General features: G+C 58.8%; 4 protein-coding genes. 3 read left to right on the top strand and 1 reads right to left on the bottom strand.

Annotated elements, in window-relative coordinates; genetic code table 11:
- Nucleotides 1–219: 219 nt before the first annotated feature.
- A complete protein-coding gene (locus tag J3U88_RS21730; protein WP_207861087.1) occupies nt 220–4,485 on the top strand; it encodes a leucine-rich repeat domain-containing protein in 4,266 nt (1,421 codons plus the stop codon).
- Between the two features lie 198 nt (nt 4,486–4,683).
- Nucleotides 4,684–7,854, top strand: coding sequence for a leucine-rich repeat domain-containing protein (locus J3U88_RS21725; RefSeq protein WP_207861086.1), 3,171 nt, complete (start codon nt 4,684–4,686; stop codon nt 7,852–7,854).
- Here the strand turns inward: J3U88_RS21725 and J3U88_RS21720 are convergent.
- Nucleotides 7,851–13,697, bottom strand: a complete 5,847-nt coding sequence (locus tag J3U88_RS21720) for an ATP-binding sensor histidine kinase (protein ID WP_207861085.1) — start codon at nt 13,695–13,697, stop codon at nt 7,851–7,853. The genes J3U88_RS21725 and J3U88_RS21720 overlap by 4 nt on opposite strands.
- A 1,166-nt stretch (nt 13,698–14,863) precedes the next feature.
- Between J3U88_RS21720 and J3U88_RS21715 the strand changes: the two genes are divergently transcribed.
- Entirely contained in the window at nt 14,864–15,361 is a 498-nt protein-coding gene (locus J3U88_RS21715) for an FG-GAP repeat domain-containing protein (protein ID WP_243436079.1), read from the top strand.
- Nucleotides 15,362–15,399: the final 38 nt, after the last annotated feature.

Below are 15,399 nucleotides of genomic sequence, written 5' to 3'. Positions count from 1 at the left end.
ATTGAAGAGACGGGTGCTGTCTCAAACACCGGTAACAGAGAAAAAAATTGGGCGACGCGCGAAGACCTCGTGGGCGAGCTTGAGCGCTGGAAAGGTAAGTGGTTTAGAAGAAAAAGTTTGGCTCTGTTGTTTCGCGCCGGCATCGGAATTGTTCAAGGGAAACCCATCGATGACATCGTTTTTCCGTTTCCCTTTTACATTCCATTTCGAGGATCACTGATGCTGATGAATCACCTCGGCCGCTTATCATTCGGCCCACTTGCTTTCTTGATGGTCTGGTACCTGTCGACCGGCCCACTTCCCGCCCAAACCTTTGAACAAACCACTTATGAAACGCCCGACTATCGGATCGGGCTGCACACCCACCAGGGATATCCCGCCGAGATGGCGGCCCTCCTGGATGAAGAACTGATGCAATGGCGCGGCGTGCGCGCGGGTTGGGCCGACGCCGACCTCAACCATTTAATTGATCACGCCAACCAATTTAATGCACCGCTGCTTTCGCACGGGGGCATCTCTTGGCGTATCGAACGCCGCGACCTCGCCGTCGCGGTCGTACAGCAAACACCTTTGCGTCTCCGCGTGGATCCGCTTCAAGCCCTCCATGTGGGTGACTTCTTGTTTCACGCCCAAGGTGCCTTTCGGGTGGCGGTCGTCGCCGCCGATGGTTTGATCACGCTTCAGCCGTTCCAAGGTGATTCCCTCTTACCCAAGGACACCGGCCGACTTTCGGTTTACCGCGCGGTGCTGCACGAAGACGCGGCCCAATCATTGCGCGAATTAACCGTTGCGCGGGTGATGGTTCAACTGGTGTTGCTGCCTGCTTTGGATGATCCGTTGCCGCCGCTGTTTTTTCAGGAGAATCGCGGCGATGCGGGGATAGGTGTCGGTGCCAACGCCAAAGCCGCCGCCCCGCTGTTTGCCCATCCCCGCTTTCAGCCGCCCGCGCTGCCCGCGGTTGGTAAACGCGCGGATGAACGCGCGCTCTTTGTGCGCCAACTGACGCGCGACTTGATCGCGCAAATCACCGCCGCCGCACGCACGGAAAACGGGGGTTCCAAAATCGCCTACTGGCTGTTGGGTAACGAACCCGATAGCTTGATTCCGGTTGCGCCCGACCGTTACCTAGATTGGCTGACGGCGTTTCACGATCTGCTGCGGGAAACGGAGGCACCCGGCCAATTGGTATTGGCCAACCTGAGCGGCTACAACCCAGGTTTCGACGGCTGGCTGCATGGGCTTCAAGAGGAAATGGAACAACGGCTGGAGGACGGCCGCCTTGATCCGGCCGCGCGTCCCTTCGAGGCGGTTGCGATTACCCATTACTTGACGTACGACAGCTTCGAAACGAAAGCGTTGCGCGAGGTTACCGAACGATTGCAGCGCGTGAGCCGCGACATCGCCGCGTTGTTCACCGGCGCAAGGCCGCTGCAATTCATCGCCAAGGAGTTGGCCTTCGCGGGGCAGCCCGCCGAGCACCGAACCTGGGCACAAAGCGGGGGCGACGGCGAACTTCGCCCCGAGATCAAACAACGCATCCGCGCCTACCTGAACACTTTAAAATCCATGGGTTACGACGATTTGGTGTGGTTCAACCAAATGCCGACCGGTTACGGCCACGGTCGCCTGATCGACAGCGTGACAAACGCGCGCGAAACGGGACTGGGCCGCTTTTTGCGCCTACTCAATCAACCGGTTGCGTCCCCACTCCTGGCCGAGTTCAAAACCGCTGACGGCTTTTTTGATTTCCGCCTCCTATTTGAGTCGACGCGGCTAGGGTACAGCGGGGGTCGTTTCACCTTGTGGGCCGAGGACGCGGCGGGCAACCGTTTGGCTGTTTCACGGGGCGTCCTCAATGGCGATACCATGCAGGCCGACGGCCGCTTTTTCCTCGACACGCCCGCGGCCGCGCTCCACCTGCGTTTCGAAACGGGCCATGCTGAAAACGAAACCTTCTTCTGGTCGTTCGCGCCTGTTGCGGCGCCGCGCCAAACAGCCGCGCTTGTGAAACGCAAGGAAGTAATCGACATTCCCGACATTGCCTTCGCCCGTTTTCTGTTGGCGCGGTTCGATGCGAATGAGGACGGGCTACTCACCACCGACGAGGTCGCTGATGTGGAAGAGATCGATTGGGAATTGCCCAGTACGATCAAGGACCTCACCGGCCTGGATGCCTTTGCAAACCTCAAGACGCTGAGGATTGTTTACGGTTCCGCCGGCAACATCCCGATCCATTTCCCCTCGTTGGCCGATCTGCCGTTGCGCGCGATTCGGTTGTTTCATTTTTACCTTAGCGAACCCTTGGTGACACCGCCTGAATTGGAGCGTCTCTCCATGACGTTGGTTGGAGATAGTCAATCGGCGGACCTGCGCGGCTCACCTCGGTTAAATTCTCTTTACCTGCGCGGGGCGCGGCAACCTTTGTTTGGGAAACATGTCTTGCGGGACCTTTCTTTCGACGGCGTGGTAGTTGATGATCCTGCCGGTTTCAGTCAGGTGCGGGTGACCGAACAATGTCTCATCCAAGCATGCCGGGTAGCGCCCCGGTTCGACCTGGGCGGGATGGGTTTCGGTGGTCGGGTCAGGATGATTAAAACGCCGTTTGTGCTGTTGCGCGCCGATTTGAGCGAGGTGACCCATCTGTTTCTGGACGACAACAACCTCACCAGTGACAGTTTGGACCGGATCCTTCAGGAAAATGACTGGGATGCGCTGGAGGTTTTGGATGTGCGCAACGCCTTGCTGGACCGCTTCCCCGATTTGGCCAATGTGCCCGGTTTGAAAAACCTGCGCTTGATTCGTTGTGATCTGCCAGGATTGCCGGCGGTTTCCTTGCCGCCGAACCTGACGAGCCTGAATTTGGCTGAAAACCAAATGACGGAAGTTGTTTTCTCGCCGTCGACGGCGTTGCAAGGACTCGATTTAAGCGGGAATCGCTTGGAGATCGCGGTGAACCTGCGCGGATTACCCAACCTTCTGCGTCTCGATGTGTCCGATAATAGGCGCTTGCCGCGGATTGACGGCTTGCCCTTTTGTCGCGGTTTAGAATCCTTGTACTTCCGCAATACGAACATCCCGGTGTTCCCCGATCTTCGTGTGTTACCCCGTCTGGCCCGGGTCTACGGTTACGGGAGCCCCCTGGTGGATCAGTGTGGCGAGGCCGAACTTTACATGACGAGTTCACACTGGCAGGAAGGCGACGGCTTCCGCACACCGACCAACACCAACCTGTTGTGTACCCCGGATGAACGGGAGCAGGGGCCGGTTTTTCCCGACCGGCCGTTGCGCGCGCTGAGTTGGGTGCCCCAGGGCGATCAATGGTTGCTTACCTGGAAAGGCGGCACGCGTCGCAATTACCAGCCGGAGCGTGTCAAACTAACCGGGGTGGGAGCATGGACCAATGAGGCCGGGGGTTCTTATGAAACACGGCGTCGCATCATGCTTGCCGAAGCCGATGTCGCGTTTGAACTCGCCGCCGTGGCCGAACCCGATGAGGCCGGTAGCTCGCCGCAAATTGATGTGCAACGTTTTTCGTTACAACAACAGGCCGCGCCTTGGGTCTACATTCTGCCTCACGTTCCCTTGGATCGGGGCTGGTCGCAGGTGATCGAGTTAAGCGCCGCGGCCGGCGCGGTAACGGTGGATCTGGAAGGGGTGGCGCCCGACGGCGTGGTGGTGTTTACCAAACAACTGACACTTGCGCCGGGGCAAACTCAAAGTGAATCGATTGATGCTTTGATCGAACCCCTTGACCGCGAGGTGTTGCATTGGATGCGGTTACGGGCGGACGGCCCGCTGGATGCTTTTCAGGTGTTGGGTCGTCGCGAATCGGACGCACGCACCCGTGATCGTTTGCAGCCGGCCTACGCGCTTGAGGGCGTGGCGCACCTGCCGCCCCGCGCCGATCATTGGTTCGCCGGTTTGGTGTTTGTGAATCCGGGAAGCCAACCCGCTTCACTGATGTTGTGGCATCACAACGATCACGGTGCTTTGATCGGCCGTGAGACCCTGACGCTGCAGCCGGGGCAACAGTGGAAAGTATTGGCGGATGATGCCTTTGCGCTCCAGCGCCGGGCATCGTTGCTGCGCTGGGCCTCGGATGTCTCGCTGCGCGAAATGGTGCTTTACGGCAACCGCCGCCCCTTCACCCATTTGTTCAGCGAATGGCAAACCGATACCGTCATGAGCCGAGGTTTTTTGGAACAGGTTACTGACGATACCGAGCTGACCTTTCTCAACAGCGAGGACAACATCACCTTGATTCGTCTGTTCCAGGGTGATGAGCCAGACTCGGAACGGCGGGTGACGCTGACGCCCTGGGGCGTGCAAACCGTGTCGCTTCGCGATTTGTACGCCGACCCGACCGCCGGCCCGATTCGCTTCGAAGCCGACAGCGCCGTGGGCGCCCGCGCCTTGTTTTTCCAGAGCGGCAAACGCACCCGTTTCCTCGCGGGCATGCGTTCCTTCACCCCGATTTCGGACTAACCCCCACCAACCGGCGCCCATGGCGCATCGGGCATGGTCCTGATGCGCCATGGGCATGCGGGCACAACCATTTTGCGACCTCGTGCCCGATCCAATCTCGGTTTTTCTGCCATTGACCCGCCCGTGTTCGGCGGATCCCAACGGGACACGGCGGCCGCTGCCGCTTGTCCCTTTCCAAATCGATTAAGGGGATTTTAAATGTTGGTGAATCATTGTTCGGATCCTTTCCGTCTCGGCCCGCTCGCGTTTTTTACGGTCTGGTGGCTTGCGCACGCCTTGTCACCCGCCCAAACCTATGAACAACAAAGCTATCAAACACCGGACTATCGCGTCGGGTTGCATACCCACCAGGGTTACCCCGCCGACATGGCCGCGCTTTTTGATGAAGAACTGATGCGCCGGCGCGGTGCGCGGGCCGGCTGGGCCGAGGCCGATTTGGACGGGTTAATCCAACACGCGGGTCGCTTCGGTGCGCCGCTGCTTTCGCACGGCGGTATCTCCTGGCGAATCGAGCGGGACGACCTGGCGATCACGGTCGTGCAACACACCCCGTTACAGCGCCACATCGGCTCGCCGTTACAGACGCATTTCACGACCGGCGCGGAGGGGCTCGATTTCCAACTGCAGTTTTCGTCCACACCGCATGCTTACAGCGGCGGGCGTTTTACCCTGTGGATGGAAGACGCCGCGGGCCGTCGCACCCTTGTGTCCCAGGGTTGGCTCAACCATGACACCCAGCAGGCTGACGGCCGCGTGCCGCTCGAACAACCACCCGCCGCGTTATACCTCGAATTCCAGACCGGTATCGCCGCGAATGAACGGTTTTCCTGGACGTTCACGCCCCGCGAGGCCAAGCCAACAGCAGCAGCCGGCGCCATGGATAAAACGCCCGTCCGCGTCCCGGACCGCATGTTTGAATTGTTTCTTTTGGGGAAATATGACATTGACGGCGACGGTACCTTGACGCACGACGAGGTGAACCAGGTGGTCTCCGCCTCTTGGTCGCTTCGTGATGTACGGGACCTCACCGGTTTGGAAGCTTTTAGGACGCTTGAGGACTTGTCGATTCGTTTTGAGAACAGGACGGTACGGCCTATTATTTTCCCCGATCTCAAGGGGCGCCCTTTGCGTCGGCTGACGTTGCAAAACACGGCGCTGGCTGAACCACTGCAAACACCGTCGGGTCTAACCTCTCTCAACCTTTTGTTGCGGGGGAATACCCAGGCGGTCGATCTGCGTCGCTCATCCCGCTTAACCTTTTTGACCTTGGACGATGCCCGCGAAACCTCGCCGCAACCCTTATTGGCCTCACAGCGGTTTTCCGCTCTGACCCTGGGCGGTGTTGTCGTGGATGATCCCGGCGCCTTTGAGCGGATCAAGGTAACCGAACGTGCCGCGTTCCTGCGTTGTGTGTTCCCGGAAATCTTGGATTTCGGCGGCATGCAGTTCAGCGGACAGCTCCATTTCGAACAATCACCGCTGACCAACCTGCGTGCCGACGTGCGCGGGGTGACGCGCTTGACGCTGCACGGGAGCAGCCTTTCCCTGCACGAGCTCCAAACCATCCTGAGCGACAATGCTTGGGACGCCTTGATCAACCTTGACCTCGCGCGGGCTCGGCTCGGCGATTTACCCGACTTCTCGGCCCTGAACCAGTTGGAAATTCTGACGATGGCCCACGCGGGGTTGTCCGGGCGGCTCCGGCCGACCCTGCCACCCAACCTGAAAAAACTGGCGCTGTCTGAAAACCAAATCACGGGTATCGACTTTCCTCAAAACACGGGTCTGACCGAGCTGCTCCTCGCTGGCAATAACTTGCAACACCGACTCAACCTTAAAAACCTACCCGAGCTGAGCCTGCTTAATGTTTCCGGTAACCCCGCGCTATCGCGGTTGGACGGCCTGGCTTTCTGCCAAAACCTGCGTACCTTGTACTTCCGCAATTGTGGCTTTTTAGTGTTCCCCGATTTAGACCTGTTGCCTCGGTTACGGCGGGTTTTTGGGCGCGGGAATCCCTTTGTCGACCGTTGTCGTGAGGCCGATTTCTTCCTCGATTCGCCGTTTTGGAGTATTTACAGCGGCGAACGCGATCCCGCCAACACCGATCTCTTATGTTTCCCCTACGAACGCGACGATTACCCCGAATATGCGGATCGGCCCTTGCGTTCCTTGAGTTGGGTGCCCCAGGGCGACCAGTGGTTGCTTTCCTGGAAAGGCGGCACCCGCCGCAATTTCAAACCCGACCGCTTTTCGCTTACAGCAGATCAGGGCTGGACCCGCATCGCCGGCGAGGCTTATGAAATGCGCCGGCGCGTTCGGCTCGCGGAGAGCCACGCCGATTTCCAGCTTACCGCCTTGGCCGAGACCGAACCGGACGAACCACGGCCGGATCAGATCGCACAGGAACAATTTGCCTTGGAGCAGCAGATCGTTCCCTGGACCTATGTGATCCCCCACGTCCCCTTGGATGAACACTGGTCGCTGGACATCGAATTAAGCCACAAACTCGGCAGAAGCGTGGCCGTGGCCCTCGAAGGCGTGGCGCCCGACGGCGTGGTGGTACTGGAAAAGCAGTTCACCATCGCGCCGGGGCAAGCATGGCGCGAATCGATTGATCAGCTGATCGAACCGTTGCGCCGCGACGTCTTTCACTGGGTGCGCCTGCGCGCCGATGGTGAACTGGCCGCGTTTCAATCCTTGGGCCGAACCGGGGTGGCCGAGAAAACACGGGAACCCTTGTTGCCGGCTTATGCGCGCGAAGGGTTGATCCATGTACCGCCTGAGTCGGATGTGTGGTTCGCCGGGTTGGTATTGGTGAATCCCGGCAGCCAGGCCGCCGATGTGGTACTGGACCATTTCGACGAAGGGGGTGACCTACTCGCGCAACAAACGATCACCCTCGCCCCTGGCCGCAAGTGGAAAACCTTGGCCGAGCATGGTTTCGCCCTGCAAAGCGGGGCTTCCTCGGTGCGTTGGCGGAGCTCTGTGCCTTTGCGCGAGTTGTTGCTGTATGGAAACCGTGACCCCTTCACGCGATTGTTCAGCGAGGTGCAGTCGGATACCGCGCTGAGCCGCGGCCAACTGGATCGGGCCGACGCCGACACCGAAATCACCTTCATCAACAGCGACGAGAACCCGGTGTTGGTGCGCTTGGTTCAGGTCGACAACCCCGACAGCGCGCGGCACCTAACCTTGTTGCCGAACGGCGTACAAACGGTTTTACTACGCGACCTTTATGACAACCCGAGCACGGGCCCGCTCCGTTTCGAGGCCGACGGTTTCGTCGCGGCGCGCGCCTTGTTCTTCCAAAGCGGCAAACGCGCTCGCTTGCTGGCCGACATGGGTTCCTTCGCGCCGGTTTCGGATTAATCCGCGGCCGGTTGGGCTTGGCGTTGCCCGCGGCGGCGGCCGGTGCGGCGGCTGTCGCGGGGGAGGCGCAACATGAACTCGGTAAAAAAGCCGTCCTCGGAGCTGACGGTCATTTCGCCGTGGTGTTGTTCCTCGATGATCTCGCGGCAGATTGGCAGCCCGAGGCCGGTGCCCTCGCCCGCCGGCTTGGTGGTGAAAAACGGATTAAAAATGCGGTCGGTCAATTTGCGCGGGATACCCGTGCCGTTGTCGTAAATGCGGATTTGCACGTAGTCGCCGTCGCCTTGGGTCGTGACACGGATGCGCGGCTGGAAGCTGTCGTCGCTGGTTTCTTTCTTTTTGACCACCGCGTAAAAGGCGTTGTTTACCAGGTTGATGATGACGCGACTAAGGTCCTGGGCCACCGCAAAAATTTTGGGCTGGGCCGGGTCCATGGTGCGTTCGATGCGCACGTTGGCGGAAGTCTGTTGCACGCGTAACCCGTGATATGCCAAGTCAGTGTACTCATCGACCAGGTTGTTGACGTCGATCAATTCGCGGTGCATCGATTGGCCGCGCGACAGCAACATCATGCTTTTGATAATGCCCGCCGCGCGTTCGCCGTGGTTTTGGATCAGCAGGGCGTTGTCGGTGATGTCGCTGAGCAAAAGGTCGACTTCCTCGTAAGCCGGACCCTCAATAAACTTCTGTTGTTGCTCCAGCAGGACCGCCAGCTCTTGGGTGAGTTCACGTGAGACCATGGCGAAATTGTTGATGAAGTTCAGCGGGTTGCGGATTTCGTGGCCGATCCCCGCCGCGAGCGCGCCCACCGCCGCCATGCGTTCCTGGTTGACCAGTTTCTCTTGGGCCGAGGCCAGTTGTTGGTTGGACTGTTCCAGTTGGAACATGAGTTTCGATTTGACGTATACCGAAAGCGCGTGGTCGCGGAAACGCGCCAGCTTGCGAATTTGTTGGTGGGTTGTGTCGTGATCGGTCGGTTCGCCTTGGTGTTCAAAGACCAGCAGCGCCTCGACGTGTTCCTCCGGGCAAATGGTGAGCAGCACCAAGCGGTAATCCTGTTCCTCTTCCTGCCAACCGATGAGCTGGATGGGAAAATCGCGACGCGCCATGCGGTACACGCCCGATTCCCACTGCTCGGCTTTCTCGTTGATGGTTTGTTCCAGGTAGATTTGCGGCATATCGATTTGGCCGGGAGGCGTGGGATAGCCGACCGAGGCGACCAGGGACACGCTGTTGGGTTTGGTGAAGGTCGAGAAAAACAGGGCGTGTTGACCGGACTCCAGCAGGGCGAGACCTTCCTCCAGGATGTGGGCCAAATCGGAAGACCAGTTTTGCTTGCGTTTGGAAACTTGGACCAAGCGTTCGAGTACGGCGAGTTCGTGGTCGCGTGCTTCAATTTCGGCTGAGTGTCCCTCGATGCGACGGGACATCGCTTGGTTGCTTTGTTCCAAATCGTTGCGGGCGCGGCTGAGCTCGGTGCCTAATTGGGTGTTGCGCAGGGACACCGCGGCCTGGGTGGCGATAAGCTGCACCATTTGTAGGCGGCTGGGTGCGAACAGGCCGGCGAGCAGGCGGTTCTCCAGGTACAGCAACCCAATCAACCGGTTACACAGGGGAAGGGGAATGCAGACGGCCGAGGCGCAGGCGCCATTTTGGTAATAGGGATCTTGGTGGAAGGGGGGATGGTCGCCTTCTTGGTGGAGGACGGTGGTTTCTTTGGTGCGCAGGACATAGTGGAGCAGGGTGGCGGGCAAGGTTTTGTAGTGTTCCAGGGGGATGGAGCAGAGTACCTCGTTTTCCTCGGGATCGGGTGTGTGGATGACTTCCACATAAAAATGGCGTTCGCGTTCAAGCAGCAGCACGGCCCGTTCGGCGCCGGAGGTTTCCACGATGATGTCGACCAGGGTTTTGAGTAAGTCGGCGGGTCGGCCTTCGTGGGCGAGGACCTGTAATGCCTGGCCGACGGCCAAATCCTCTAAATCCTTACGGGCGGTGGTGTGGGTTCTGCTGAGGTTGAAATTTTGCTCCACCGGTGCCGCGTTAAAGCGAAAGTCGTCGTGGCGGCCAGGAAGGGTCATGCCCCATAAACGAAGGTATAGCTGGGGTTTGAGGGAAGAGGTGTAGGCGAAGGTGCCGAGTTGATGGTTGGCAAAACATCGTTCGATTTGTTGAAAAATCAGCGCGGTGAGTGCATGGGCCGCGTTATTTTTTGCCGCTTGGACCGCTGCCTGATACGCGTGGAGTGCGCCGTTGAGTTCGTCTTCCAGGCCGAGTATTTCCGCGTGGATGAGGGCCGCGCCCGCGCCGAAGTTTCGCGCGTGGATTTCGGCCCAATGCTGCAATTCGCACAACGTTTCTCTGAGTGTGACCAGGGCTTGGGGACGTTTTTTTGGATCCGCTGCCGCGCGCGCGGTGACCAAGCCTTCGAGCAGCAAAGACTCGTAGAGGCGTTGGGTGTGGAGGAGGAAGGCGCGACGGGGTTGCAGGCGTTTGACCGCGTCTTGGGCGCGCGGCATGTCGTCTTCGAGCAGGGCCGTGAACAGGCTGACCACCGAACAAACCGCGATCAGGTATTGGTTGCCATCGCGTTCGATGCGTGCCCAAAAACGTGTTTCGTTGAGGGGTTCGTGTGTTTCGAGATCGGGGTGTTCTTGGGGGCCGGCGAGACGCAGGGCTTGGTGCAGACAGTAGCTGCAAATGTCCAGCGAGGTTTGATTGCGGGTGATGCGTAGGAACGGCAGGTACTTAAGCGCTTGATGAATGACTTTGTTCAGGGAAACCCCGTGCATGAAACTGTTGAGAACGACCGCGTCGGCGGCGAACGCCGCGTACAGGGGATCACCGGCTTCGAGACAGCGTTCGACCGCCTTTTTGAAAGTGTGTTCGCCGTCGGCGATGGGTTCGCCCCAGTATTGATGGAACACGCCGTGGAAGAGTTGGCAGCGGCCGGCCGCGTGGGCGGCGCCGATCACCTCGGCAACCTGCAAGGCGTAGCGGCTGAGGCGGTAGGCTTCGCGGTAATCCCGGTGGCTCGTGAGCATCCGTGCGGCGAAGAGCTGCAGGGCCGGGGCTGTTTCCGGGCTAAACCCGTGTTCGCGGGAGCGCTGCAACATTTCGTAGAGGAACTGGTCGAGCGCGTGGTGGTTGCAGTGGAAGGTGGCGGGCAGGACCCCGGCGGAAAGGGTCATGAACAAGCGGTGTTCCTTGTCCTCCATTGGGGGCGGCGGATTTTCCAACAGCGTATCGGGTTGGGTTTGATTGGAAAACGCGGACCAGTGTTGCCACATGGCGCGGGTTTTCTCCTCGGCGACCGCGCTGTGAATGGGAAGCTTAACCTGCCATTCGTTCAGGGCTTCCATCGCCATGTCAAGTGCGGCGGCGTTGCGTTGTTCGTGGACCCGGAGTTGAATGGCGACCGCGTAGAGGCGGCCCCGCGCCAAGGGGGCCTCGATTTGCGGCAGGAGTTCGCGCAGCAACAACTCGCTGCGGCTGTGATCGCCGCTGAGGTAGCGGCCGGCCAGCCGTTGTTGTTGTAGGTCGAGCCAGAAGCGGTCGTTTTCCTCGCGTTCCCAGAGGTCGTCGGCCATGTCGAAATAGGCGACCGCGTTGGCAAAGGCGGAGGCGGCGAAGGCGTGTTTGCCGGCTTCGTAGTTCTGCTGAGCCAGACGGCGTCGGGCTTCGCGGTCCGTGATTTGGTCGACGCCCGCGTTGAAGTGGTGAACCACATGGAAAAGGGTTTCCGTTGCCGGTTTTTGGGTGTGGCGTTCCAGTTCCAAGGCGCCGATTTTGAGATGGATCCGGCCTTTTTCCTCCGGGGTGAGCCGGGTGACGAGTGCTTCGCACAGGCGGTCGTGGTGGAAGGCGTAGCCAACGCGCACCCGGTGGACCACATCCATTTGCACCGCGGGTTTGAGCAGGTCGCCCAATTCTTGAGGTTCCTTGCCCGCGACTTTGGCGAGTTCGGTTAGGCGGAAGGTGTCGCCGAAACAGGCGGCCACCGCGAGGACATCCACCGTCGCCGGCGGCAGCGAGGCCAGGTTTTTTTGTAGCAGGCGGGCGAGGGGTTCGTCGAGGGGCATTTCTTCGATGGCCTCGTTGTCCCAGGTCCAACCGTCTTGGTGGTCGAAGCGCAGCAGGCCGCGGTGGAACAGGTCGAGCATGAGGCGTCGGACCGTGAGCGGTACCCCGCCGGTTTTGCGCCACAACAGGTCGGCCAAACCCGAAACCGCGCCGGGGTTTTTGTGCAGGCTGTCGGCGATCAGGCCGCGCACGTGTTCGCGGTTGAGGCGGCCGAGGCGCATCGCGTTGAGATTGGTGTTTTTTTCCAGTGTTTCCAGCACAAAACGCAGTGGGTGACTGGGGCCGACCTCATTGTTGCGGAAGGAGATCACCATAAATAAGTTGCGGAAGCGCGGGGACATGGCCAGTGTTTGCAGTAGCGAGAGGCTGGCCAGATCGATCCACTGCACGTCGTCGAGGAACAATACCAGGGGCGATTCGGCGCGACACAAAGCGCGAATAAAACTTTCGAACTGGTTGCGAAACTTGACCGGGTCGTGGGTGGCGACGGGTGCCGTGGGCCCGGTGATTTTAGCCAGGTCCGGCAGCACCTCCGTCATCAATGAGGCGTTGCGACCCATTGCCAGTTCGAAGCGGCGGCGCCAGGTTTCTAGTTGTTGGGGTGATTCGGTGAGGATTTGGCGGATCAGGCCGCGGAAGGCGTCAACCACCGCGCTATAAGGTACCTCGCGACGGTGCATCGCGTATTTGCCTTCGAGCAGGTAGCCCTGGTGTTGTTGGACTGCCGGGTAAAGCGCGCGGATCAAGGTGGTTTTGCCGACACCGGGACGGCCGGTGACCACCGCGAACTCGCCTGAACCTTGGGCGACCCGTTGGAGGCCTTCTTGCAGACTCGCCAGTTGTTTTTCGCGCCCATACAACTTATTAGAAACAATCAGCTTTTTGATTTTCTCTTGTTGCCCGAGCGGGAAGGCGGAGATGGTTCCGTTTTCGGCGCGTTGATCGCGGCACAGTTCCAGGTCGGCCTTGAGTCCGGCGCCGCTTTGGTAGCGATCCTCCGGGTTTTTCTCCAGCAATTTGAGCACCACGGCCGACAGGGTTTTGGGAATCGTGGGGTTGCGGTGGTGCGGTACCGGCGGGCGTACCGCCAAGTGGGCGTGAATCAGCGCCGCCGGTTCCTCGTGTTGGAAGGGCAGGGTGCCGGTGAGCATTTCGAAAAAGCAGACGCCGAGCGCGTAGAGGTCGCAGCGGTCGTCGAGGACGCGGTTGGTGCGTCCGCTCTGTTCCGGTGCCATGTAAGCGGGGGAGCCGGCGACACTGCGCTGGTGTTCATCAAAACCGGGGGGACCGACGCCGTCCGCGTCAATCCCGACGGCTAGGCCGAAATCGCTGAGCAGGGGTTGGCCGCTTTGGTTGATGAGAATGTTTTCCGGTTTGATGTCACGGTGGATGACGCCTTGCTGGTGGATCGCCTCCAGGGTATCCGCCAGTTGAATCGCCATCGGCAGGAACAGGTCGAGACTGATAGGGCGTTGTTGGAGGAAGGCCGCGAGGGTGACGCCTTCGACATCTTCCAGAACAATCGCCAGGTAATCTTCCATAACCACCGTGTCGAGGGCGCGCACAATGCCCTCGTGGTGGAGTTGTTGGACCGTGCGGAACTCATGAAGGAACAGGGCCAGATCTTCACTGTTCGGTTGGTCGATGTTTTTTATTTTAATGACGACCGATAAGCCGTCGCGCAGACGGGTACCGCGAAACACCAAGTGGCGAATGCCTTGGTAGAGGTTTTGGCCGATCTCGTATCCGGGGATTTGAAACATAAGTAACTCACGGCGGCGTTCGACAAGGTGAACTGGGTCGTCGGTAGGGGGCGACCATGGCAGAGGGCGTAGCGCGGGGCCGCCGAGGCGGCGCATGGATTGGATCGGGAAACAAACGATGGTTCGAACCGGAATCCGGCCAATGCCGAGGGGCGGTTTTACTCGACCGGCGTGTTTTTCGCGAGGGGCTGTAAAAAGCGTGAAGTAGCTCAGTTTAGCACTTGCGGGCGGCAAGGCAACAAGGAATGCCGGGTCCGGTTGTGAAAACTTTGGCGGTGGTTTCAAGCGCGGCGGTGGTTCGATAAAATCGATTTTGGCAGCGTGTTTTTGTGGGGGGGGCGTTTCCGCCGGGAGCCTGGTTTTCTTCCGAGAGGACACGGTATAACCTAAGAAGCGCGATAAGAGCGAGGGATTTTGGCTAAAGATCTGGAGCGAAATGGTTTGGGAAAAGCGGGTCGGGGTCGCGCACGACGCGCACCGATTGGGTGCGGTGAGCATTTTCACAGACCGTTGCAGCCCAGAGGTTTAGCCTAAATCACCGCGAGTTATCGCGCTTCTTAGGTATAAGGCCGACCCATTTCCGGCGGGAGCTTGGTCATACCGGCATATCGGGGCGAGAACGGTCACACCTAAACGAAGCGATTCTTGACGGCGATGTTCACCAAAGATCTGGGCTGCAACGGCTTGGAGAAATGCTCGATGCACCCGGTGGGAGCACGTCGTGCGCGATCCCGGCCTACTTTTTTCAAGCCCTTTCTCACCAGATCTTTGGCAAAAATCATCCACACGAATTGCTCAGTTTAGGTCTCAGTCGTCCTTGGGAACTGTTTCGGCGGCACCGCCTGGGATCTTAAAAAAATTACTAGCCTTGTGAAGCGGTGATAACTTCTGTGGTTTGCTTGGTTTTGAGTTAAGGATAATTAAAAAAAGAAACAGGTTTTGTATAAGCGTGTTTTGTTTTGATTCCGTTGTTGCGGCGTTAACTATTTTAATTTAATATGTTTGGGTTTGTGGTCTCTTGCTTTGGTTAATGGTGAATGATGCTTTTTTTGCTGTCTTGATCTGAATTTAACGATGTTTTCGTATAAAGTGTAGAAGATTGTTTTTTTATAAGCGAGGGATCTTGTGACGTTATTTGTGCGTTGGTTCTTTATGTGGCTCTTTTGATGTTCGGCCTCGGCGACGGCACCTTTTCGCTCCAGACGCGGGAAGAACTTGGTTGGTGTAACTTCACCGCGATTGCGGACATCAACAACGACACTTTTTTGGATTATTCGGTTTCGAGTTTTATCGACAACACCGACGGGTTCACCGTTTATTTCGGCGACGGCACCGGCAATGCGGTTGCCGGTACCACCATCCCAATTCCCGGATCGAGCATTTGCCGCCTGCATGCCGCTGATTTCGACGGTGACGGCAACAACGATTTGGTGATGAGCCCGGTTTTCGGCGAACTTTCCCTGTTCCTCGGAAACGGTCGCGGGGGTTTTTCCAGCCGGCTGCGTTTCGAACGGGAGGACGCCAATTACTTGGGTTACGGCGATGTACTCGGCGATGCACGCCCCGAAATCTTCCGTAAGCCTACCAACGAGGGTTCAGACGCAAAGCGTCGAGACGGCTACACTTCCTGGAAAAGGTTCAGGAGGTTGCTTTGGGAAAGCTAAGAATCGAGCCAAAACAGAAATCGCCGGGTTTCATTCGT

Source organism: Acanthopleuribacter pedis (assembly GCF_017377855.1).
Lineage (GTDB): Bacteria > Acidobacteriota > Holophagae > Acanthopleuribacterales > Acanthopleuribacteraceae > Acanthopleuribacter > Acanthopleuribacter pedis.
The sequence above is the reverse complement of the archived record's forward strand: the minus strand, read 5'-3'. Positions and strand labels throughout refer to the sequence as shown.

Coding starts and splice junctions, on each gene's coding strand:
- J3U88_RS21730 (WP_207861087.1), top strand. CDS start 220: ATGCTGATGAATCACCTCGGCCGCTTATCATTCGGCCCACTTGCTTTC.
- J3U88_RS21725 (WP_207861086.1), top strand. CDS start 4,684: ATGTTGGTGAATCATTGTTCGGATCCTTTCCGTCTCGGCCCGCTCGCG.
- J3U88_RS21720 (WP_207861085.1), bottom strand. CDS start 13,697: ATGTTTCAAATCCCCGGATACGAGATCGGCCAAAACCTCTACCAAGGC.
- J3U88_RS21715 (WP_243436079.1), top strand. CDS start 14,864: ATGTTCGGCCTCGGCGACGGCACCTTTTCGCTCCAGACGCGGGAAGAA.